The following is a 22,309-nucleotide window of genomic DNA, read 5'->3' on the forward strand; positions in this document are numbered from 1 at the left end:
CGCCAACGCACCCAACGTCATCAAAACCCCAGGTGGCGTGGTTCGGGACGAAGAGGTCGTGGGTTCGAATCCCGCCACCCCGACGCTGGAGTAAGGCCCTGACCAGGAATCCCCGGTCAGGGCCTTCTACCTTTCCAGCCCGCAGTTGGTCCGCAGCAGCCTTGAGTAACTTGGCTGGGGCCTCATCCAGCGCCGCCGACACCTTTTCCAGATCGTCGGGAATCAGGTCGGCACAGGTGTCCGAGCGTAAGCACTGCCAACGCGTGCCTGAACGGCCTTGAAGTTCGCGCCCCCTGATGGCGAGGGACGCTGCTGTATGCCGCAGATCGTGCGGCGTCACCGTAGGGAATCCTCGGTGGCCTTGACGAGCCGTCGCATCGCGGGGCGAAGATACGGGGTCGCCAGTTGGACACTCGCAACGCTCCCCATCGGCAGCGGTGAAGATCGGTCATCACGGTCCTTCCTCCCAGCACGGTGGCCTTACAGCACAGTGACGGGTCCGCAGCGGCTCGGTGTTGGCCAAAAACTCAGGGCTCGGGCATGGACCCGCCGTACGCCTTCGTTGCGGCCGCAGCCGTCCGACTCGATATACTCGGCCAAGTTGCGATGACGTTATATGGCCGAGCTCCGTTTTCGGCAGCAAAGGGTGCCGGTGGGGTTCGATCTATCTGGTCTTGCAGGGCTACTCAATATGGGCCCGCCCGTTGGCGAGGCTTGGTTTGCGCAGACCGAGTCAATCGTCGGCTTCGCTCCGCAAAAGCCCAGTGCCAAAAGACCGATAATCCTCCGCTATTGGCCGAGTTCCGGCGCGATTGCCTATGTGTTTGCCCGCACGTCCAGCCTCGACCGCTTGGAAGTTCTAAACCCTGGGCACGACCATCGTGATGAATGGCCTAAATGCTGGCTCCGCGACGACGGCAGTATCGTGGTCTCGCGGCCGCTCCCGGTGTCGAAGGATGCCCTCGACGAGGCGCACCGACTGTGTAGCGACGATGACGAAAGCACAGTCGAAGCAGTAATGAAAGCGCCATGGCGGACGAAGTAGACGCCGACGATCTGCTCACGGACGTCGGCGAAGAGCTCGACCTCGGCGATGTGGGCGTTGGTGACCTTTATGCCTTGATCGAAGAATTCGAGCGCGGCGGTATCGGTTCGCGCTGGCTCCAAGAAATTCAGACGGCGGCGCAGCGCGTTGCCCGGCGGTACAGCCCCTCGGTCTACGCGCGCAGCGCCGCATGGGATGACGAAGCCGTCAACGACTTGGCCCAAGACGTCGTCGAACGCATGCTAACGAAGGGCCAGGCCGAGTACATCTGCGATGTCGCGAACGACTTTGGACACGCCCGCGCCCTGATATACCGCCAGGTACGAATGACCTTGATCGATCGCAGGCAGCGGACTGCGATCGACAACCTTTTCGATCGAGCCGTCGAACGCCTGGGAGACCCACCCTTTGAGCAGGTGAAGAAAATGCCACGATCTTGGCGGATCGCTGGCCATAGTCCTGACGCCGCGCCTTACACGCGACGCCTCACTGCATCACTCGCTGCGTTGCCGCGCCTTCCAGGCAGTGGGACCGAACGAGCCAGTGCGATCTGGACGAAGGAGACCCTTACTGGTGCTCTGGTCCTCATCTGCAACGCCGTTCGAGAGGTCGTGGAACTCGACCTTCGAAAGATTCTGGACGAATCGTTGACAGTCTTCGCAACAGCGGAGGTTGTCTCTGATGAGGCCGGGACTGAAGACAGATCCGGCGAACTCGACCCCGGCGACCTAATTATGGCTAACGAACTCACAGAACGGCTCGACGCAGCACTGACGCGTGACGAAGCGACGGTGCTCGCTGGCAAGTGGATCGGCGATTCTGATGGCGACATTGCACGCCGCCTCGGTGTCAGCCGGCCAACCGCCGCGAAGTACAAAGCATCTGCCTTCCACAAGGTAAGTGGCGAACTGACATCACAAAGTGAAGCCGTGCTCGGGTACGTGTTGGGGCGTCTGCAGTCAATTGTTATCACCAAGGCGGGAGGAGGTACGAATGACCGAGATTGAGATCGGTGGCATCTACCGCGCGGTGGCGATGGACCGTGATACCCCGGCCGCGTTAGTGCTCGTGACAGATTTCGATGAGACGACGCAATCTGTCACCGTTGCACTGCTCAGCCCGGACATCGAGTACGGCTCAAGCGCCGACCTCGTATTATCCGGCGAGGAGATCGGCCGGACGTACGACCTACTCGCGGAGTCCGAGATTTTCGGCTACATGTGGGTGGTCCAGCTCGACCGTCGCATTGGACGAGTCGACGCGCAGGTTCTGGAGGCGCTCTCCGCGCTACGTGAGGAGGACGTTGTCGGTCGTCCGATAGCTGGCCCTCCAGTTGTTGACCGCAGCGACCCTCGCTGGAACTTCAAACTCCACGAGTTGAAGCGGCTCCAGAGGTTGACCACAGATTGCACTCGCGATCTGATCGACGGTGGGCGGGTTGCTTCCATCGACCCCCACGCACTTCGCGCACCCTCCACGGAGGTGGAAGTCGCAGCATTTGAGGAGTTTGTGGTGGAAGTGATCGACGGAGTGAGCCGTGGGACAGCGCTAGTTCCCGGTTGGCTCGTAGACAGAGCGTTGGACGACGAACTCGTGGAGGCCTACCGTGCGGTCGGCCTCTACAACTCTCTGCGTCTCTTATGGAGACTTGCCGACCCAACAGAGGCAGCGCCTACAACTCCAGCTGCCGGCTCATCGATGGAGCACTTCCAGGTACTTCAAGTGGAGATGGCATCCGCGTCTGGACACTCGAGCCTGTGGCTTCTGGGCCGGTCGACCGATATTCGAGGTCCGATCGAAGCGCGGACCGCCCGCACCCGCGATGGACGTCTCGTCCAGATCGGCCTTTTTTCTGCCAGCGCGCGCGTCACACAGTCCCGAGGGGTCTACGCATGAGCAATCCATTAATCGAGCGCCGCTTGCCATTCGCGATGCGCCGGGGCATCACTCTTCGCCGGTGGCGTCTACAAAACTTCAAGTCCGTTCGAAATGCCGAGGTCGAGCTTCGCCCACTGACCGTCGTCGTTGGTGCGAACAGCGCGGGCAAGAGCACACTGCTCCAGAGCATCCGCGCTGCGAGCCAGGCGACAGGAACGACGGGCTACCTCTACCCGCTCAATGGTCGCGGGGTCCGTCTCGGCACCGTGGCCGAAGTGAAGCACCGGGGCCCCGGCACCGACGATGAAGAACCGCTAATCATCGGCGCTGATTTCGACATTCGGGCCCCGCGAAGCGTAAATCGGGACGGAAGGGTGCTCGCCCCGGCTCAGCCAGGACCATTTCTGGCAACCCTGTCCTGGGAGGTCAAGCTTGGCGAGTCAACACAACAGAAGGGTATCGCCAAGATTGAGCGGCTTAACGTCGACCTGAAGCCAAAGGACACGGACTCGTTTTCCAGGAACGTCCAGCGTGTCGATAGGGCGTGGCTACTTGCCATCGCGGATGACGATGCCGAAGACCTTGTTCCGCTCGAGGAGGACGATGATGCGCGCTTGATTCCAAACTACTTTTCGGGACAGTTCGCCGGTGCCAATGGCAACGTGCTGGAAGTTGTCGACATCCTTGTCACTGGAGGCTTCCCGCTCGACGCCTCGGTGATGCGCCCACGCGCCGAGGTCTTGTTCGAGGCTTGGCGCGACATGCTCCTACGGCGATCCATCCAAGAGCGGGACGAGATCGAGCATGACCTCCTCACCGAGGCCAAAGCCATCGAGGAAGTCGGACGTATTCTGCTGTCGGTTCATGCCGCGGTGGTCGACGCGAAGGCTGAGTACGTGGATGCTGTGCGTATCGAGCTCAGCTCCAAGGCCCCTAAGACACGTTCCAAGATCGACCTCAACATTGCATCGGCCGAAACCTTCAGCGATGCAGTTGTCGAGGAACTGACCAAGGGCGGAGTTGGAGGCGAGGTCCCGTTCCCTCATCGCCTAGACGACCTGGGCCGGGCGTCGAATCTCGCGTCCTCGTATCTGAGTACAGGCATTCGCTACCTCGGCCCGCTTCGCGACGAACCCCGAGCCTCCTATCCCGACTCGCCAGAAGGCGACGACACCTATGTCGGGACAAAGGGAGAGTTCACGGCCTCAGTGCTGCAGCGACACGGTACTCGGAAGGTCAGTGTCCCGACTCCGCAAGACGATGGATCGATCAGGCCTTCGCGCCGACCGATCCAGCTCATGACAGCGGTGAGTCGGTGGGCCAATTACCTCGATATCGGCGAGAGCTTCTCGGTATCGGACCAAGGCCGCTTCGGGATCCAGATGGAAGTGAGGCAAAAGGATGTCGAGGGCGACCTGGACCTGACCAGTGTCGGCACCGGCGTCAGCCAGTTGCTGCCGGTCATTGTGATGTGCGTAGAGGCACCGGTCGGCTCCCTGCTCCTGATCGAACAACCTGAGTTGCATCTGAATCCACGGGTGCAGCAGCGCCTTACTGACTTCCTGTTGGCGATCGCCCAAAGCGGGCGACACCTAATCGTCGAGACCCACAGCGAGTACATGATTTCGCGATTGCGACGGCATGTCGCTGAGGATCTCGATGATGCCCTTCGGGACACGATCGGTATCTACTTTGCGAAGCGCGTAAACGGCGCGACCACATACGACCTCGTGAAGACGAACGAATACGGCGGGATTGATGAGTGGCCGGAGAACTTCTTCGACCAGGCCACCGAGGAAGAGCACGCGATCCTCTCAGCGGCGGTTAAGAAGCGCCGCACCAAGGCAGCCCAATCGGAATAGCAGCCTGAGTTTTACATCGACGCCACCTAGCCGGATTGTTCTTGGTATCCGGCAGAAAACCAGCAACAACGCAGAAGGGAGGCGCCGTATGGCACGAGGTGCACGCAAGGTCGCAACTAAGACCCTTGAGCAGAAGCTCTGGGACGCCGCCGACGCCCTACGCGGCAATCAGGAGCCGAGCGAGTACAAGCACGTCGTGCTCGGCTTGGTGTTCCTCAAGTACATCTCCGACCGATTCGAGGGTCGCCGCCAGGAGATTGAGGCCGAACTTGCAGCTGAGGGGCTGAAGCCCGAGCAGATCGAGCGTCTCGTCGAGGACCGCGACGAGTACAGCAGTCACTCGGTCTTCTGGGTTCCCGCCGCCGCCCGGTGGGACATCATTCGAAAGTCCGCGAAGCAGCCGGAGATCGGCGAATCGATCGACAATGCGATGGACCTCATTGAGCGCGAGAACCCGAAGCTGCGCGGAGTGTTGCCGCGCAATTACGGTCGTGAGGACCTCGATAAGGGTCGCCTCGGTCAGCTTGTTGACATCATCGGCTCGATCGGGTTTACCGAGACCGACGACCACGGGTCCGATGACGTGCTCGGCCGAGTCTACGAATACTTCCTCGGCCAGTTCGCCGGGAGGGAGACCGGCAAGGACGCGGGGGCGTTCTACACTCCACGCTCGGTGGTCAAAACTCTGGTCGAGATGCTGGAGCCCTATCATGGCCGCGTCTACGACCCCGCATGCGGTTCGGGAGGCATGTTCGTCCAGTCCGCCGAATTCGTGAAGGCGCACGGTGGTAAGCGCAACGACATCTCGGTGTACGGCCAGGAGTTCACCGCGACCACCTGGAAGCTTGCGAAGATGAACCTCGCCCTTCGAGGTATCGACGCGGACCTCGGAGACAAATCCGCAGACGCCTTCACCCAGGATCTGCATCCCGACCTACGGGCCGACTTCGTGCTCGCGAACCCTCCGTTCAACGTAAGCGACTGGTGGAACGCGAAACTCGGCGACGACCCCCGCTGGAAGTACGGCACGCCGCCCGTCGGCAACGCGAACTTCGCGTGGGTCCAGCACTTCCTCTACCACCTGTCACCCCGCGGTACAGCCGGGTTCGTGCTCGCCAACGGATCGCTTAGCTCGAAGAGCGGCGGCGAGGGCGAGATTCGCCGAAAACTAATCGAGGATGACCTCGTTGACTGCATTATCGCGATGCCCGACAGGCTTTTCTTCAACACCGGCATCCCGGTCAGTCTGTGGTTCGCAAGCCGTGACCGCGCCGGCAACGCACAGCATCGTGCACGAAAGGGGGAGGTGCTGTTCATCGACGCCCGCAACCTTGGCGCAATGGTCAGCCGACGTCTCCGCGAGTTGTCGGACGACGAAATCCAGCAGATTGCAGGCGTTTACCACGCGTGGCGCAATCACGACGGTGCCTTCGCGGATGTGCCTGGATTTGCGAAGACTGCGACGCTCGCCGACATAGAAGCACACGGCTTCGTTCTCACACCTGGACGCTACGTCGGGACTGAAGAAGCCGAGGTCGAAGATGAACCTATCGAGGCAAAAATTACCCGCCTGACCGCTGAGTTGTATGCCGAGTTCGACCGTGGACGAGAGCTTGAATCAACCGTCCGCGCCCGCCTTCAAGGTATCCATGACAACTGACACCCTCACTGGTGGGGACGTCGCCCGCGGTCTCGGTGGCGAGACCCGGGTCAAGTGGCCTCTCAAGCGTTCTAGCGAACTGTTCGATCTTCGCTACGGGAAGGCCCTAGTCGCGTCGAGTCGCCAACCGGGGCGAGTTCCCGTGTTCGGAACTAATGGCCAGACAGGGACTCACGACACTCCGTTGTTTCAGGGGCCCGGCGTGATCGTCGGACGCAAGGGTGCCGGGCACCTGGGTGTGCATTGGACCGACCACGATTACTGGGTTATCGATACCGCGTATTCACTGGTTCCCCGCGCCGACATAGACCTCAAGTTTGCGTACTACCTCGTGAACTATGTCGGTCTAAACCATCTAAAGCACGGCACATCGAATCCGTCGCTGACGCGCGAGGCCTTCGGTGCGCAGTACTTTCCGGTGCCGCCCGCCGAGGAGCAGCGCGCCATCGCGGCCACCCTCGACATCCTTGACGAGAAGATCGAATCGAACGGCCGCAGCGCGGCACTGCTCAACGCTTTGGTGACGCTTCACTTCCGGAGTCTGCTCGCACGCGAAACCCCCACCTATGAGCCCCTTGGGCAGCTCGCGACGATCACCAAGGGCGTTTCCTATAAGAGTGCGGATCTGAAGGAATCAAGGACCTCGCTCGTTACACTGAAGTCATTCGACCGGGCGGGTGGCTATAAGCCGGACGGCTTGAAGCCATACGCAGGACGGTACAAGCCCGCGCAGGTCGTAGTGCCAGGAGAACTCGCCGTTGCTCAGACTGACCTGACACAAGGCGCTGAAGTAGTCGGACGCGCGGTGCGCGTACCTGCCAATTCGACGGCTGACGTGCTCGTGGCGTCGCTCGACCTCGCTATTGTCCGGCCAATCGACGGGATTGCCAACGAGTACTTGCTTGGAATCCTGACCGACGAACGATTCCGTCAGCACTGCCGAAGCAGAACGAGTGGCACCACCGTGCTCCACCTAGCAAGCGATGCCATCCCCACGTACTCCGCTCCCGTCGTGACCAAGGACGCTCAGTCCCAATATGCGGACCTCGTCCGACCACTCCTAGCACGCATCGACTCTCTCGAGCGTGAGTCGGTGGCGCTGTCGAAGCTCCGTGACTCCTTACTTCCGGAATTGCTCTCCGGCCGACTCGTTGTTCCCTTGGAGGTCACCAGATGACTGGCATCGAGTGCGAACGCGCCGCCCGCGTGTACCAGCAATTCGTGCGTGCGACCTATCGAATCACGTTCGACAACCAGGCGGGAAGCTGCATCGCGATGCTGGGACCACGCCGGCGGATTGCAGACTCCGAAGCTACGGAATTCCGACACCTCGCTGAGCAGTCTTCGCGCGGTGCCATCGAAGGCGCTGCGAAGACTGCTCAGTGCGAGGCTCATCATAAAGTCGACCGAGGCGGTGCCAGCCAAACCGCCTTGTCGCTGCCGGCATTCAGCCTCGATGTCCCGGCCCGCGAAATGCCACGGCTGCGGCGCCGGAAACCCGACGGCTCCGACACCTACAAATCCGTCCAGCGTAGCGCCTGGGCACTTGCAGACGGCATCTACGGCGGGATTCGCAACCCGTTCAATCACGAAGACCATAGGGACATCGACGAACAGACGGCGCTGGAGTACGTCGCCGCGCTCAGCGTGTTCGCCCGATGGGTAGACGACGCGGAGGTCGAAACAGCACCGTGAGCAACTTCAACGAATCCGTCGTAGAGCAAGCCACTTTGGAGTGGCTCGCCGACCTCGGCTACCAAACTCTCCATGGGCCGAGTATTTCTCCGGGAGGTGATGGCCCACAGTTGCGCGACTCGTTCGCCGACGTCGTGCTCATTGACCGTCTGCTGCCCACTGTTCGCGGAATGAACGCCGGCATTGACAACACGGTCATAGACCAGGCGGTCAAGCGCCTGCTCCGCCCGGAATCCCAGAACCCGATCGATGAGAACTATCGAATCCACCAATTCCTTATCGGCGGAGTTCCTGTCGAGCATCGTGGGGCCGACGGTCAAACTCGCACCGTCCGCGTAAAGTTCCTCGACTTCGAGAATCCCGACATGAACGACTGGGTCGCTGTCAACCAGTTCACAGTGACGAAGGACGGAAAGAACCGCCGCCCCGACGTCGTCGTCTTCGTGAACGGCATGCCGCTAGCCCTGTTCGAGCTGAAGAATCCCGCCGACGAGAACGCCGACATGAAGGGCGCCTGGAACCAGATCCAGACATACCGCCGAGATATCGCGCCGATCTTCGACTTCAACGCCGTCACCGTCATCTCCGACGGTGTGCCCAGCGCCGCCATGAGTTCATTCACTGGCGCATTCGAGCACTACGCGCCGTGGAAGACCATCGACGGCCGCGACGTCGTTACCGACCGGCCTTCCCTCGAAGTGCTCATCCGAGGCGTGTTCGAGCCGAAGCGATTCCTCGACATCCTCCGCAACTTCGTGGTTTTCAGCGACGAGACGATCACTGACAAGGCCACCGGTCAGCCGATGCGTTCCCTCGTGAAGCGGGTCGCGAAGTACCACCAGTACTGGGCGGTCAACACCGCGGTCGAGTCAACTGTGAAGGCCGCGAGTCCCGAGGGCGACAAACGCGGTGGTGTGGTCTGGCATACCCAAGGGTCGGGTAAGAGCTTCGAGATGGTGTTCTACGCCGCGAAGATCATGCGCGATCCGCGCATGGAGAACCCGACTCTCGTCTTCATCACTGACCGTAACGACCTCGATGACCAGCTCTTCGGCGAGACCTTCTCGCCCGCGACAATCCTCCCTGAAAGGCCGGTACAGGCAGAGAATCGCAGCAACCTGCGCGAGCTGCTCCAGCGCGCCTCTGGGGGAATCATTTTCACGACGCTGCAGAAGTTTGCACCCGAGGAACGCGGCGACACCAACCCTGTGCTCACCGACCGCCGCAATGTCATCGTCGTCGCCGACGAGGCGCACCGCTCACAGTATGGCTTCGGCGAGACCCTTGACTCTGAGGGGCGGCTCAAGTCCGGCCTCGCCAAACACATGCGGGACGCGCTCCCCGGTGCAACCTGCCTGGGCTTCACCGGAACGCCAATCGAGACCGCCGACAAGTCCACGCAGGCTGTATTCGGTGATTACATCGACATTTACGACCTCACTCGCGCCGTCGAGGATGGCGCGACCGTCAAGATCTTCTACGAACCCAGACTCGTCAAGGTTGGGCTAAGCGACGCGATTTCCGGCGAACTCGACGTCCTCGCCGACGAGATCACCGAGCAGGTCGAAGAGACCACAGCAACGGCGGCCAAATCTCGCTGGGCTCGGCTCGAAGCGATCGTCGGTGCGGACGAGCGTCTCGACCTGGTCGCGCATGAGATCGTCGAGCACTGGGAGAAGCGGCGAGAATCCCTCGTCGGTAAGGGCATGATCGTGGCGATGAGCCGCCGTATCGCGGTCAAGCTTTACGAGAAAATCGTCGCTCTACGACCCGAGTGGCATACCGACAACCACCGCACAGGCAAGATCAAGGTTGTCATGACAGGGTCCGCATCCGACCCACAGGAGTTCCAGCCGCATCTACACGACAAGTCCACCCGGAAGGAGATCCAGCTTCGGGCAAAGAATCCCGACGACGAGCTGGAACTCGTGATCGTGCGTGATATGTGGCTCACCGGCTTCGACGCGCCCGCGATGCACACGATGTACGTCGACAAGACAATGCAGGGCGCCGGCCTGATGCAGGCTATTGCGCGCGTCAACCGAACTTTCCGTGACAAGCCAGGCGGCCTGATCGTTGACCTGATCGGGGTCTACTCCAGCCTGCAAGAGGCGCTCAAGGTCTACTCACCGTCGGACCGTGACCAAGCGGGCGTACCCATCGACGAGATGGTCGCCGTCATGCTCGAAAAGCATGACATCGTGACGTCGCTTCTACACGGAGTGACATTCGACTCGTCTCCAGGCCTGACGCCGTCGGAGAGGCTAGCGCAGTATGCGAAGGTATTCGACTTTGTGATGGCCGATCCTGATCGCACCAAGCGCTACAACGACCAAGCGCTAGCTCTCGCAAAGACATACGCGCTGTGCGGGGCGCGGGATGAAGCAGCCGCGATCCGCAACGACGTGCGTCTCTTCGTCGACGTGCGCGCCGCAATCCTGAAGATTCTCGACCCTGGTTCAGGTCGCAGCGGATCGGGCGCGGTCGACCTGGATACCGCTATCGGGCAGCTTGTAAACGAAGCAGTGTTGGGTGACAAGGTAATCGACATCTACCAGCTCGCCGGCGTCGAGACGCCTGAGCTGTCGATCCTCTCCAATGAGTTTCTCGATGGCCTTGCGCACAAGGACAAGCCGAATCTACAGATCGGTCTGCTACGTCGACTTCTCGATGACCGGATCAAGACGATCAAGCGGAGCAACGTCGTGCAGACCCGGAAGTTCTCCGAGATGCTCGACGATGCCGTAAACAGGTACAACAACCGATCGCTCACCTCCGCGCAGATCATCGCCGAACTTGTGACGCTTGCGAAGCAGATGCGTGACGATATGAATCGGCATGCGGCCCTTGGCCTTCGCGACGACGAGATCGCCTTCTACGATGCCGTCGCCCAGAACGACTCGGCCGTAATTGAACTCGGAGACGAAACACTGAAAGCTATCGCCCGCGACCTTGTGCGAACCATCCGTGACAACTGGACGATCGACTGGGACGTCAAGGAGAGCGTGCGTGCGCGGATGCGCGCGGCAGTTCGCCGCATTCTAGTTCGCTATGACTACCCGCCTGATGCCGAAGTTGAGGCTATCGAATTGGTCATCGAGCAGGCCGAACTCTTCGCCGACGACGAAGAAGAGTTCTTCGCCTGAGGTTTACATCCTTCCAGTCAGGCCAGATTGACCTTGGTGACACAGGAAGGAGATAGCCAATGAACGAGATCAAGTGCCCGCACTGCGGGACCGTATTCACCATCGACGAAGCAGATTATGCAGGCCTCGTACAGCAGGTACGGACCGTGGAGTTCGAGAAGGAACTCCACGCGCGGCTCGCCGAGGCCGAGAAGGCCAAGAATGCCGAGATCAAGCTCGCTGAAGCGAAGGTCGCTCAGCAAGCGCAGGAGGCTGCCGCACGGAAAGACGCTGAGATTCAGAGGCTTAAGAACGAGATTGCAGGGGCCAGCGCTGCGCAGGCTCTCGCAATTGCGACGGCCGCTGAGGAGGCCCAGAAAGCCTTCGGCGACAAGGATACTCAGATCGAGCGGCTCAAAGCTGAGCTGGACGGCGCGGATACCGCCCAGGCTCTCGCGGTCGCGAAAGTCAGCGAGTCGGCCCAGAAGACTGCTTCCGAGAAGGACGCGGAGATCCAGCGACTGAAGGCCGAACTCGAAAACGCAAGCACCACCCAGGAACTCGCTCTCGTAAAGGCCGTGTCGGCGGTGCAGCACAAGCTCGATCAGGCCGAGAACAAGCTCGCCCTCCAGAAAGCCGAGCATAAGGTCTCTGAAGGAGCGCTCAAACAGAGCCACTCGAAGGAGATCGCACTCAAGGACGATCTCATCGAACGCCTAAAGGACCTGAAGGCCAAGCTTTCAGTGAAGCTGCTCGGCGAGGATCTCGAGCAGCACTGCGAGACCGAGTTCAACCGCGTGCGGGCGCTAGCATTCCCGAACGCCGAATTCGGTAAGGACAACGACGCATCCGGCGGAACCAAGGGTGACTACATCTTCCGTGACTTTAACGACGATGGGGTCGAGTACATCTCGATCATGTTCGAAATGAAGAACGAGGCCGACGGATCATCGAACAAGAAGAAGAACTCCGACTTCTTCGCCAAGCTCGATAAGGACCGTCGGGAAAAGGGCTGTGAGTACGCCGTACTCGTGTCCATGCTGGAAGAGGACTCCGAGCTATACACCGGCATCACCGACGTCTCACACGAGTACCCGAAGATGTTCGTCGTCCGGCCGCAGTTCTTCCTCGCTATCGTCGCCCTGCTGCGCAATGCTGCCCAGGAGACCATCGTGGTCAAGGCCGAACTGGAGCAGGTGAAGAAGCAGAACATCGACATCACCAACTTCGAGGCGGAACTCGACGGGTTCAAGTCGGCGTTCGGCAGGAACTACGACCTTGCGAAGCGCAAGTTCGATACCGCCATCAAGGAGATCGACACCACTATCGATCGCCTCCAGAAGGTGAAGGACGCGTTGCTCGGCTCGGAGAATAACCTCCGCCTCGCCAACGACAAGGCGACCGCTCTCAGTGTCAAGAAGCTCATCCGGGGCAACGAGACGATGAAAGTCAAATTCGCAGAACTCGAACCGCCGCAGGAGCCTGGGGCCGCCTGACCGACCCGTTTTGATGTGCCCCTTAGCCTCCCCGGCTGAGGGGCACATCACTGTCAGTGTTTCGCTAAACCGGATACGCCCACTCATCCCCATGTGCAAGCAGGCCCGCACCACTTGAACTCGTTAAACCCCGGTCTCAAGCCGGTGGCGAGGCCGGGGTCATTCGACTAGAGCACAGACCCGAGGGCCACTGGTCAAACACGTCCTCATTGCGCCGGCCGCGGACCAGCTTGGCCGCAGCTAGAACCGCCTCCCCGGACAGCGGGCCGGAAATCATAGCCTCGCCAGTCCACAGCCAGTCCGCAGCGCTCTCGACTCCGCCCGAACTCAGCCAACGCCGCCAACGCGCTGACCTTGCAAAATCCAACGCTGCCAATTCACTCAAAATGGCTGGAACCGCCGATTTCGGGACGAAGAGGTCGTGGGTTCGAATCCCGCCACCCCGACGCTGGAAGTAAGGCCCTGACCAGGAATCCCCGGTCAGGGCCCTTTTCATACGCATGGCGGAGCAGCGCGTTACCCCACCACCGTGACATGGTGGAGGTATGGCCGTCTCTGAACTCGCGTCGAATCCTGTCGCCCTCGCGGCCGTCGCCATCGGTTTGCTTCTTGTCTGGAAGCTGCGCAAGGCCGTGATGTTGATTGGCGTACTGGCAGCACTGGTGCTCCTGGTCGCCATGTACCGGTAACAGCTAAGCAGGAACGCGCGACATTTCATTCGGTAAGGTTTGACAAAACCCGACGATGGGAGCTTTTAGATGAAGAATCGCCTTATGGGCGCTGGCGTGATCGCGCTGGCAGCCGCACTCAGCGGACCGGCGTTGGCCGCCGCCGCCCCTGCCGATGATCAGCAGATCCGGCAGATCATTTCCGGCGAGGCTTCGGCGATCAAGTCGCTCGACAACGCCACACTCTCGACATTCTTCTGCGATAAGTACCGCGGCACGATCGCCTCGAAGTCTGCTGATGACCAGATCCCCCCGATCGGTCAGGTCGCTGGGTACGGGCCGGGCATGATCAGCGCCGTTGCGTCCGCGGCCGGGGTCTCCGCTCCCACCGCTCAGGCGCTGACCACCGCGATCCAGAACAATGACGACAAGGCCTACCGTTCGTCGTTCCGCGCAGCAGCCAAAGAGGTGCTGTCCGGCGTCACCTACGACGTCCACGACATCAACGTCACCGGACCGACGGCCACCGCCGGGGTCACCGCGCAGGGCCACGACGTGACCGCCAATCAGCAACGCGAATTCGTGCTGGAGAACGGCAAGTGGAAGGACTGCACCGACCCCGAAAAGCGGGCCGAGACCTCGGGCAATCCGCTGCTCACGTCGTTGATGGGCTGACGCCCTAGAACTCCACACAGATCAGGCCGCCTGTGTCCTTCGGGACGTAGGCGGCCTGATCTGTGGTGACTCGCCGCAATATTCGGTGGCGCTACCCCATTCTGGTCTCTACTCTGGATCCGTTTGTGCCATAACCGATTACCTCACACAAGATAGAGCCGATGTCTGATTTCTCCCCGATCATCACCGATTTCTGGCAGGGCTATCTTGGCCGGGGCACCATCCTGCACACCGATGACGATTTCCAACTCGCCGTCTACCCTGACCTCGACGAGGACAGTCGGCTGATGGTGCTACGCACGGCGGACGGCAAGACCAGCGTCGCGCTCGTTCCGGAACTCGCCAAGCGCACTGGAAATGATGGTGCACAACCGATTTCGAGATCCGAATTCTGGGCCAGACTGGACAACGCAGACATCGCGATGCACGGTGCGGACAACCTGTTCTACTTCACCGACGAGGCCCGCGCCGCACTCGTGGCCGAGGTACCGACCGGAGATGTCCGTCGGCTGACGGCGGACGACGCGGCCATCTTCGCAGCGTTCGAATCGGCTGCCTCGGAACAAGACTTGGATAATGCCCAGGTGGAACTGGATCACTGGGCGGTGTTCGGTTCCTTCGACAACGGCCGCCTCGTCGCCGTCTCCAGCATCTATCAGTGGGAGGACGCGGCGATCATGGATCTCGGGGTGCTGACGCTGCCGATCTTCCGGGGCAGAGGGCACGCCCGACTGCTGGTGCGTGCCGCGTTTCGGTATGCCTGCGCGCAGGGTTATGAACCGCAATACCGGTGCCAGGTGGACAACGTGGCGTCCAGCGCGCTGGCTCCCGCCGCGGGGCTCACGCTGTTCGGCACATTGGACGTGATCGCCGACTAGCGCGCTCCTATTGCGCGGTCACCGGCATGTCGACGGTCTCAGCCTTGCCGTCACGGTCCGTGATGATCAGCTTGGTGAACTGCCACCACCCACTGTCATCGGGGAGCGCCTTCGAGTCCTGGAAGGTCAGCGTGACGTCCCGACGGGTTGTCCCGCCCGTCGCGCAGTCGGGGACACAGTCCTTGGTCGCGCGGACTGCCTTCCCAGTGGCCTGCTGTTGCGTCCAGCTGTCCCAGGTGATGTCGACAAGCATGTCTCCGGCGTCGGCGGGGGTCAGCACGATCTGCGTGGGCTTCTCCTCCGGCTGCTGGGTCACCGGATTCCAGTAGACGCCGCCCGGCGGCACCACCTTGTGCGAAGGCTCGGGGAGCGATGTCGAGGATGGCGCGGCCGACGTGGACACGGGCTTTTGCTCCGTCGATGTTGAACCACAGCCTGTAAAAGTGAACGCTGCCAAGGCAATTCCGGCTAACCACGCGATCCGCGTCATGCCTGGACTCTACTCTCAGAGCCGACGGGTCAGCCGGGTACCGATGAGCGGGGCGATCTTGTCGGCCATGTACGCGTGCCCGGCATCGTTGGGGTGCACGCCGTCCGAGCCGATCAGCTCCGGGTGCCCCACGAACCAGCGCTCGGCCAGCGGATCCACCCAGGATGCGCCGATCGCACAGGCCTCGCCGTACAGAATGTCGCGCAGCTGCAACACCACGTCGGGCACATCAGCCGTCGGCCAGGGTGGGCCGATCACGAGCAGCTTGGCCGCCGGTGCCATGCGCCGCGCCGACGCCAACGTATTGCGGGTCACCTCGGCGTACACGTCCGGATCGACGCCCTGGTCATTGCGTGAACCGAAGAACACCACCAGCTCGTCGTCGGGACGAACCACTCGGTTAGTGAGGTCGGCGAAGACGCTGCCGTGGTCACCGCGCACGCCGTACCCCGCGCGCCCTTCGGCAGCGACGTCGGCGTTGATGCGGACTCCTTCGCGTCCCAAGATCCGCCATGCCAGCGATGTCCACGACTTGGCGCCCAGGCCGCCTTCCTTTGTGCCGGTGGTGTACGAATCGCTGACCACCGCGACATGGTTCAGTCCGGAACCTAAGTAGGCGAGTCGGTAGGGGCGCACCGGCGCGGGCTGCGGGGCAGCCACACCGAAGAGAAACGCGAATGCGATGACGATCGCCGCCAGACGAACCACTACTACCTCCACTGTCCCCAGCATTTTAGGGGCCTCAAACCCGGCTGCGGCACAGCGTTATTCGTTTGAAACTATCGGCTCGTTACACCTGTGGGCACCGGCTCCCGATCGGAATCCTTCACGTCCGCGGGCACCTGGTGTTTATGGCGATTGTGCGGAACATGGTGATCGGTGATCGCTGGTTTGGTGACGCCGATCATGCGGCGCATCCAGCGCCGTCCGGGTTCCTCCACGCCGTGATACAGCGCCATGGACAGCACCACGGACAGTGCAATCAGGCCGAGCACGATCCAGCCCCCGCCGGGGTCGGTCAGTGAGAGTTCGAACTGCTTGGTGGTCCATGTCCAGGAGACGTGCACGAGCTCATGCACCATGTACAGCCCAAAGGAGATCTGACCGCCGTAGACCATGACGCGCGTAGAGAGCAGTGTGGGTAGCGGGCCGATGCCCACCGCCAGCGCCATCACCAGCGGCACGAAGAGGACATCCACCACCCCGCTGCTATCAGTCACTCCGGAGATCGGATGAGCGTCCAGGAAGTACAGCGCACCCACGATCGCCGCGATAATCGCGATCGCCACATAGCCGGCGATATGGCGAGAGCGGTGAGTCAGCCGCAGCCGACTCACCGCCGCGCACGCCAGCGCGCCCGCGGTGAACTGCATGACGATGCGCGGTAACCAGCTCCACGGGGTATAGAACTGCCCAGTCAGCAGCAGCAGTATGACCGGCGGCAGCGAGGCCACCACGGCCAGAACCATCAGGCTGCGGGCGCGGGTCGCGCGCGCCATCCGGAAGATGACAAGGACCAGGCCGCCGAAGAGCAGGTAGGCCAGCCATTCGGCGCTGATAGACCACGCCGGGCCGTTCCAACTGGACAGGTCGAAGTACGGACGGAACCACAGCTGCACCATGAAGAGCTGGCGCACATAGCTCATGGCGTCGTATCCGTTGACGTCCTTCGGCGGTACGTGCCCAACGTGCATGGTGAAGATGACCCACAGCGCGGCCAGATGCATCGTGACTAGGTAGACGGGCCACACCCGGGCCAGGCGCAGCCACAGGAAGTGCAGCGTCTCCCTGCTGGACCAGCGGTGGCCCATCCTGTCGAGGTAGTTCCAGGTCAGCACGAACCCGCTCAGAATGAAGAAAAGATCGACGCCCTGAGCGCCACAGTTCAGGACGGGTGCCAGCGCGGAGCGGAATCCGGGGACGGATTCCTCCAGCAGCGGGCGGAAGTGAAAGAGCACAACCCAGAGCGCGGCGATGATGCGAAGCCCTGTGAGGGCCTTGATCTCTCCGCCGCGCACAACTCTCATCTCTGCTTCACCAGGCATTTTTCGTTGCCGGCCGGTCGCGCGCCTCCCCTGCGTCCCCAACAGACCGTCCTCGGAGGGTATCAGCGCGGCCTGGAAGGTGCCGTATTCCTCGAGTGCGTGGTGCCCGGACGACTCCGCGAACGCGTGGGACACTCGGCTAGTGGACAGCGCGATCGAGCTGCAACTACGCAGAATGATCTTCGATCGCTTAGCTGAAATCCGTGCTAAGCACGGAGTCGCCACTCGAGCCGATCTTGAGGCTCTTCAGATTGACAACGGCGAAATACGGAGAGTCATCGACCAAAGCGGCGGCATCTGGAATCCCGCAGACCTGAATGCGACGCTATCTGTGGTTTCTAGCCCCGACAGCCCATACTCAGACACCGATATTGGTGATTCTTTGTTCGCTTACGACTACCGAGTAGGCAGCACAAACGGCAGCAATCGAAAACTACGTCGAGCCTACGAACTCGCTTTGCCTATTATTCTTTTACGCAAGATAAAGAAGGCCGTGTTCGTCCCCATTTTCCCGGTCTATGTCGTGGCCGACGATGTCACTCAACGCCGATTCATGCTCGCGCTGGACGAGAGTCTGCGTTTTGTAGCAGACCCCCTGCACTTGAAGCCCGCAGAGCGCGAGTACGCGGAACGCATTGTGAAGTTACGGCTGCATCAACCTGAGTTCCGTGGCCGGATCCTCATGGCCTACGAACAGCGTTGCACTGTATGCACATTGAGACATGGGAAGCTCCTCGACGCCGCACACATCATCGGCGACAACAAACCTAATGGACTGCCTGTTGTCGAAAACGGACTGAGTCTCTGCAAAATTCACCACGCCGCGTATGACGCGAATCTCCTTGGAATTTCGCCGGACTACACAGTCAGCATCAACCGCGAACTCATGGAAGAAAACGACGGGCCAATGTTGAAGCATGGGCTTCAGGAAATGGATGGCCGTGCGTTGTCACTACCGCCTCGTCGCGCAGACCTACCCTGCAAGGACCGGCTCGCCGAGAGGTTCGAAGAGTTCCGGACGGCAGGCTAATCCGCATAGTTCTCGGCGGAGCGGCACCCGCACCTCCCCCATCCGGCACACTGGCAGGGAATGCCATGACCGCCGCCGCGCTAGGACAGACACACAAATGACGCAACCGCAGTACCCCCACGGCCAGTTCCAGCAGCCTCAGCCCCAGTTCCCGGGATACCCGCAGCCTGACCAGTACGGCCCGCCTCCTGGCGGGTACTTCCCGACCCCGAAGCCACCCCGGCCACCGATGTCCCCGCAGCAGAAGGCCCTGGCCGTCGTCGGCGGCTCGCTCGGCATCTTCCTGATCGCCCTGCTGGTACTCGGCCTCACCACCACCAACTCCAGCACCCAGAGCACCCGAACGTCCGCCAACGATCAGATCGTCGACGCGCCCCGCTCCTCGGGCGCTAACAAAGACGAGGACATCAAGCAGATCAAGCAGACCATCTCCGGGATGGCCGAGGCCGCCAAGGCGAACGACTTCAAGAAGATGCTCACCTTCTTCTGCGCCAAGTACCGCGAGGCATTCAAGGACATCGCGGGCAGCGGCCAGGCTCCCGATCTCAACGCCTTGACCAAGGCCGACAACGGCCCATCGAAAATCACTGGTCTCGAGATCGACGGCGACACCGCCGTCATTCACATCACCGACGCCAAGGGCAAGCACGACATCGAGTTCAAAAAGGAGACGGGCGGCTGGAAGTTCTGCCCGGGGGCCTAGCAGCGTCACTCACCCGCGAGTGGATTCCACCGTGGCCGTTGGATATTCGCCGCACGCTCGGCATCCATCGCCGCGGGTCAACTGACCCGACGTATCGCGTGTCTTCCGGAGGATCCATTACCCGGGGCTCCTACACTCCGGATGGCCCCGGCGTGCTGACGATCTCGCGTGAAGACAAGACAGTCGTCGGCCGCGCCTGCGGCGACGGGGCCGAATGGCTGCTGGATCGCCTTCCTCGCCTGCTGGGCGCCGACGACGAGCCCGAGGCACTCACACCGAAACACGACGTCATCACCCGGCTGGTCCGGGGCGCGAAAGGCGTCCGTCTCGGCGCTAGCGATCGCGTCTGGGAAGCCCTCGTCCCCGCTGTGCTGGAACAGAAGGTGCCCGGCGCGGAGGCCTGGCGCGCCTGGCGCTATCTGATCAACCATGTCGGCACCGACCTGGTCTGCGCCAATGTCCCACCGCCCCAACGGGAATGGCTCGACATCCCGTCGTGGGAGTGGCACAGGTCCGGTGCCGAACCGGTGCGCATGCGCACCATCCGCACGGCCGCCACCGTCGACGTGGAAACCAAACCGGGGCACCTGACCTCGATCCACGGAATCGGGCCGTGGACCGAGGCTGAGGTCCGAGCACGTGCGCTCGGCGATACCGACGCCGTCCCCGTCGGGGACTACCACATCGCCGGACAGGTGGGCCTCGCGCTCACTGGTCACAAAACGGACGACGCCGGCATGCTGGAACTCCTGGAACCCTATGCCGGGCAACGTTATCGCGTGATTCGGCTCATCGAGCTAGCGGCACCCAAGCCGGAGAGACGTGGTTCACGGATGCCGGTCCGGGACTACCGCAACTTCTGACATCCGACAAGCGGTTCGTCAAACTTGTGGATAGCCATCGCGGTTGTGGATAACCCAGGCCCGCTGTCGGTCGACGTCCATAACCTTCAGACATGAGTCCCATCGGCGATCTACTGACGACGGCCGCAGCCGTCGTCGAGTCGTCATTCGATGAGCTCAACAATCCTGAATTACTCTCGGCACTACGGCAACTGGAAGTCGCACAGCGCAAGATCACCGCGGCCTCACATACGCTGACCGCCCGGCTGGTGGAACGCGGTTCGCCAGTCGCGTTGGGCGGCACGTCATTCGCGGAGGTGCTGGCCCGGCACCTCTCGATAAGTACCGCAACCGCCCGGCGCCGCCTCGCAGACGCCGCACATCTCGGCCCACGGCGCGCATTCACCGGCGAGCCTTTGCAGCCCCTACTTCCGCATGCCGCCCACGCATTGCGAGAGGGCCGCCTCGGTGACGAGCACGTACGGATCATCCGCAGGTTCTTCGACGTCTTACCCGAGGCGGTCGACGCCGACACCCGCGAGGCCGCCGAAGAGCGGCTGGCATCAATGGGAACCGAGTTCGGCCCGGAACAACTCCGCGCTGGCGCCGAGCGGATCGCGGCTCTGATTAATCCCGACGGCCGCTTCTCCGACATCGACCGCGCCCGCAGGCGGGGCATATCGATCGGACGCCAGGGATCCGACGGGATGAGCGCCGTCAGCGGCCTGCTGGATCCGGAGACCCGCGCCTACCTCGACGCGGTGTTGAGCAAGCTCGCCGCGCCGGGCATGTGCGATCCTCGCGATGAATCTCCCATCACCGAGGGTGCACCCGACTCAGCGGCCGCCGAGCGAGACACGCGATCTACCGCCCAACGCAATCACGATGCACTGCGGGCCTGCCTGCGCAGCACCCTGACCTCCGGCAAGCTGGGCTCACACCATGGACTACCCGTCACCGTGGTGGTCACGGCGACGCTGAGCGAGCTGCAGAGCGCAGCCGGGCAGGCGATATCGGGTAGCGGCAACCTACTGCCTATCCCCGATCTGATCCGGATGGCTGCCCACTCCCTGCATTACCTCTCGATATTCGACGACGGCGGCCGTCCCCTCTACCTCGGGCGGTCTAAAAGGATCGCGACTCCCGATCAACGAATTGTCTTACACGCCAAGGATCGCGGTTGTTCGGCGCCTGGATGTACGGTGCCGGGTTATCTCTGCCAGGTGCATCACGTCGACGACTGGCGCGACGATGGGCCCACCGACATCGACAATCTGACCTTCGCCTGCGGCCCGCACCATCGGCTGCTACAACAGGGCTGGACTACCCGAAAACGCCGTAGCGACGGGCTCACTGAATGGATTCCGCCACCGCACCTCGACACAGGCCAGGTCCGCACCAATGCCTACCACCACCCTGAGCGGTTCCTCCTAGACAGCTAGCCCGCCAGGTGAGCCGACAGCAACCACGCCGCAACCGATGCCCGGCCATCGGGCTCGACCTGGTGCCGGGCGAAGCCTTGCGCCACACCCTGTTCGAACCCATTGAAGTTCGCGTAGATCTTCGCCGGACGAATCTCGTCGATGGACCAGTACTTCGAAACCACATCCCGGAGTTCGTTTTCGGTAACGGCCTTGACGGGTGATTCCGCCGGGAACGCGGCCCGATCGAAGACCAACACGTAGTAGCGAGCACCTGGTGCGGCCGCCCGAACGATTGAACGCTGATAGCCCTCGCGCAGTTCGACGGGCATCGAGTGGAACAGCGTCGAATCGATGATGGTGTCAAACCGCCCGTCGTACCCGGTGAAGGCCGAGATATCGGCGACCGCGAAGCTGGCATTCGTCAGACCGCGCTCGGCCGCATAGCCTTTCGCCAACTCAATGGCCTTGGGCGCGGAGTCGAGCCCGACGGTGCTGTGTCCCGCCTCGGCCAGATACAACGAGGTCGCCGCCTCGCCGCAGCCGGCGTCCAACACCTCGCCTCGCACCTTGCCCTCGGCGATCAGCGTCGCGATCTCCGGCTGTGGTTCGCCAATGCTCCACGGCGGCCTCACACCCAGACCGTCGGGACGCTCGCCGCGGTACGCGGCCTCAAACGCGAGATCAAATTCCTCTGTAGCGATCTTCTCAGTCATACATTCAGAATGTCAATCCGCTTGACATATGTCAAGGGTATTGACATGAGAATCAGGAGGCAATTGCCAGAAACTCCCTC

General features: G+C 61.8%; 20 protein-coding genes. 16 read left to right on the forward strand and 4 right to left on the reverse strand.

Going from position 1 to position 22,309, the window contains the following annotated elements; genetic code table 11:
- Positions 1–616 precede the first annotated feature (616 nt).
- The 12 genes from B4394_RS25560 (at position 617) to B4394_RS20335 (ending at position 14,982) form a co-directional block, all read left to right on the forward strand.
- A complete protein-coding gene (locus tag B4394_RS25560; protein WP_078316091.1) occupies positions 617–1,045 on the forward strand; it encodes a hypothetical protein in 429 nt (142 codons plus the stop codon).
- On the forward strand, positions 1,030–2,052 hold the full coding sequence (locus B4394_RS20295; protein WP_078316092.1) for a helix-turn-helix transcriptional regulator: 1,023 nt from the start codon (positions 1,030–1,032) through the stop codon (positions 2,050–2,052). Before B4394_RS25560 ends, B4394_RS20295 begins: the two co-directional genes overlap by 16 nt.
- Entirely contained in the window at positions 2,039–2,941 is a 903-nt protein-coding gene (locus B4394_RS25490) for a hypothetical protein (protein WP_176138345.1), read from the forward strand. The genes B4394_RS20295 and B4394_RS25490 overlap by 14 nt, the downstream gene beginning before the upstream one ends.
- Entirely contained in the window at positions 2,938–4,785 is a 1,848-nt protein-coding gene (locus B4394_RS20300; RefSeq protein ID WP_176138346.1) for an AAA family ATPase, read from the forward strand. The genes B4394_RS25490 and B4394_RS20300 overlap by 4 nt, the downstream gene beginning before the upstream one ends.
- A gap of 88 nt (positions 4,786–4,873) precedes the next feature.
- Positions 4,874–6,445, forward strand: a complete 1,572-nt coding sequence (locus tag B4394_RS20305) for a class I SAM-dependent DNA methyltransferase (RefSeq protein ID WP_078316094.1) — start codon at positions 4,874–4,876, stop codon at positions 6,443–6,445.
- Positions 6,435–7,622, forward strand: coding sequence for a restriction endonuclease subunit S (locus B4394_RS20310; RefSeq protein WP_176138347.1), 1,188 nt, complete (start codon positions 6,435–6,437; stop codon positions 7,620–7,622). The genes B4394_RS20305 and B4394_RS20310 overlap by 11 nt, the downstream gene beginning before the upstream one ends.
- The gene (locus B4394_RS20315) at positions 7,619–8,140 is read left to right on the forward strand and encodes a TIGR02391 family protein (RefSeq protein WP_078316096.1); all 522 of its coding nucleotides are present in this window, start codon (positions 7,619–7,621) and stop codon (positions 8,138–8,140) included. The genes B4394_RS20310 and B4394_RS20315 overlap by 4 nt, the downstream gene beginning before the upstream one ends.
- On the forward strand, positions 8,137–11,286 hold the full coding sequence (locus tag B4394_RS20320; protein ID WP_078316097.1) for a type I restriction endonuclease subunit R: 3,150 nt from the start codon (positions 8,137–8,139) through the stop codon (positions 11,284–11,286). The genes B4394_RS20315 and B4394_RS20320 overlap by 4 nt, the downstream gene beginning before the upstream one ends.
- A 59-nt stretch (positions 11,287–11,345) precedes the next feature.
- Positions 11,346–12,761 (forward strand): DUF2130 domain-containing protein, encoded by a 1,416-nt coding sequence (locus B4394_RS20325; protein ID WP_078316098.1) that lies wholly within the window; start codon positions 11,346–11,348, stop codon positions 12,759–12,761.
- Between the two features lie 545 nt (positions 12,762–13,306).
- A complete protein-coding gene (locus B4394_RS25495) occupies positions 13,307–13,450 on the forward strand; it encodes a hypothetical protein (protein ID WP_176138348.1) in 144 nt (47 codons plus the stop codon).
- A gap of 69 nt (positions 13,451–13,519) precedes the next feature.
- Entirely contained in the window at positions 13,520–14,104 is a 585-nt protein-coding gene (locus tag B4394_RS20330; protein ID WP_078316099.1) for a hypothetical protein, read from the forward strand.
- A 161-nt stretch (positions 14,105–14,265) separates the two neighbouring features.
- Positions 14,266–14,982, forward strand: a complete 717-nt coding sequence (locus tag B4394_RS20335; protein WP_078316100.1) for a GNAT family N-acetyltransferase — start codon at positions 14,266–14,268, stop codon at positions 14,980–14,982.
- Between the two features lie 7 nt (positions 14,983–14,989).
- Here the strand turns inward: B4394_RS20335 and B4394_RS20340 are convergent, their stop codons facing one another.
- The 3 genes from B4394_RS20340 to B4394_RS20350 all read right to left on the reverse strand — a co-directional run bounded on the left by B4394_RS20340 (position 14,990) and on the right by B4394_RS20350 (position 17,490).
- A complete protein-coding gene (locus B4394_RS20340) occupies positions 14,990–15,472 on the reverse strand; it encodes a hypothetical protein (RefSeq protein WP_078316101.1) in 483 nt (160 codons plus the stop codon).
- 15 nt (positions 15,473–15,487) lie between these two features.
- Positions 15,488–16,180: an Rv0518 family GDSL lipase gene (locus B4394_RS20345; RefSeq protein WP_078316147.1), complete on the reverse strand. Its 693-nt coding sequence runs from the start codon at positions 16,178–16,180 to the stop codon at positions 15,488–15,490.
- A 71-nt stretch (positions 16,181–16,251) separates the two neighbouring features.
- On the reverse strand, positions 16,252–17,490 hold the full coding sequence (locus B4394_RS20350) for an acyltransferase family protein (protein WP_078316148.1): 1,239 nt from the start codon (positions 17,488–17,490) through the stop codon (positions 16,252–16,254).
- 169 nt (positions 17,491–17,659) lie between these two features.
- Here B4394_RS20350 and B4394_RS20355 point away from each other — a divergent pair, with 169 nt between their 5' ends.
- The 4 genes from B4394_RS20355 (at position 17,660) to B4394_RS20370 (ending at position 21,534) form a co-directional block, all read left to right on the forward strand.
- Positions 17,660–18,547 (forward strand): HNH endonuclease, encoded by an 888-nt coding sequence (locus B4394_RS20355; RefSeq protein ID WP_078316102.1) that lies wholly within the window; start codon positions 17,660–17,662, stop codon positions 18,545–18,547.
- A 97-nt stretch (positions 18,548–18,644) separates the two neighbouring features.
- A complete protein-coding gene (locus B4394_RS20360; protein WP_078311598.1) occupies positions 18,645–19,250 on the forward strand; it encodes a hypothetical protein in 606 nt (201 codons plus the stop codon).
- 38 nt (positions 19,251–19,288) lie between these two features.
- Complete coding sequence (locus tag B4394_RS20365) at positions 19,289–20,113, forward strand: DNA-3-methyladenine glycosylase family protein (RefSeq protein ID WP_078316103.1); 825 nt, start codon at positions 19,289–19,291, stop codon at positions 20,111–20,113.
- Between the two features lie 92 nt (positions 20,114–20,205).
- The gene (locus B4394_RS20370; protein WP_078316104.1) at positions 20,206–21,534 is read left to right on the forward strand and encodes an HNH endonuclease signature motif containing protein; all 1,329 of its coding nucleotides are present in this window, start codon (positions 20,206–20,208) and stop codon (positions 21,532–21,534) included.
- On the opposite strand, the gene B4394_RS20375 is transcribed toward B4394_RS20370, so the two are convergent.
- The gene (locus B4394_RS20375; protein WP_078311601.1) at positions 21,531–22,229 is read right to left on the reverse strand and encodes a class I SAM-dependent methyltransferase; all 699 of its coding nucleotides are present in this window, start codon (positions 22,227–22,229) and stop codon (positions 21,531–21,533) included. The genes B4394_RS20370 and B4394_RS20375 overlap by 4 nt on opposite strands.
- Between the last annotated feature and the right edge of the window lie 80 nt (positions 22,230–22,309).

This window comes from Mycobacterium sp. D16Q16, assembly GCF_002013745.1.
Classification (GTDB): domain Bacteria; phylum Actinomycetota; class Actinomycetes; order Mycobacteriales; family Mycobacteriaceae; genus Mycobacterium.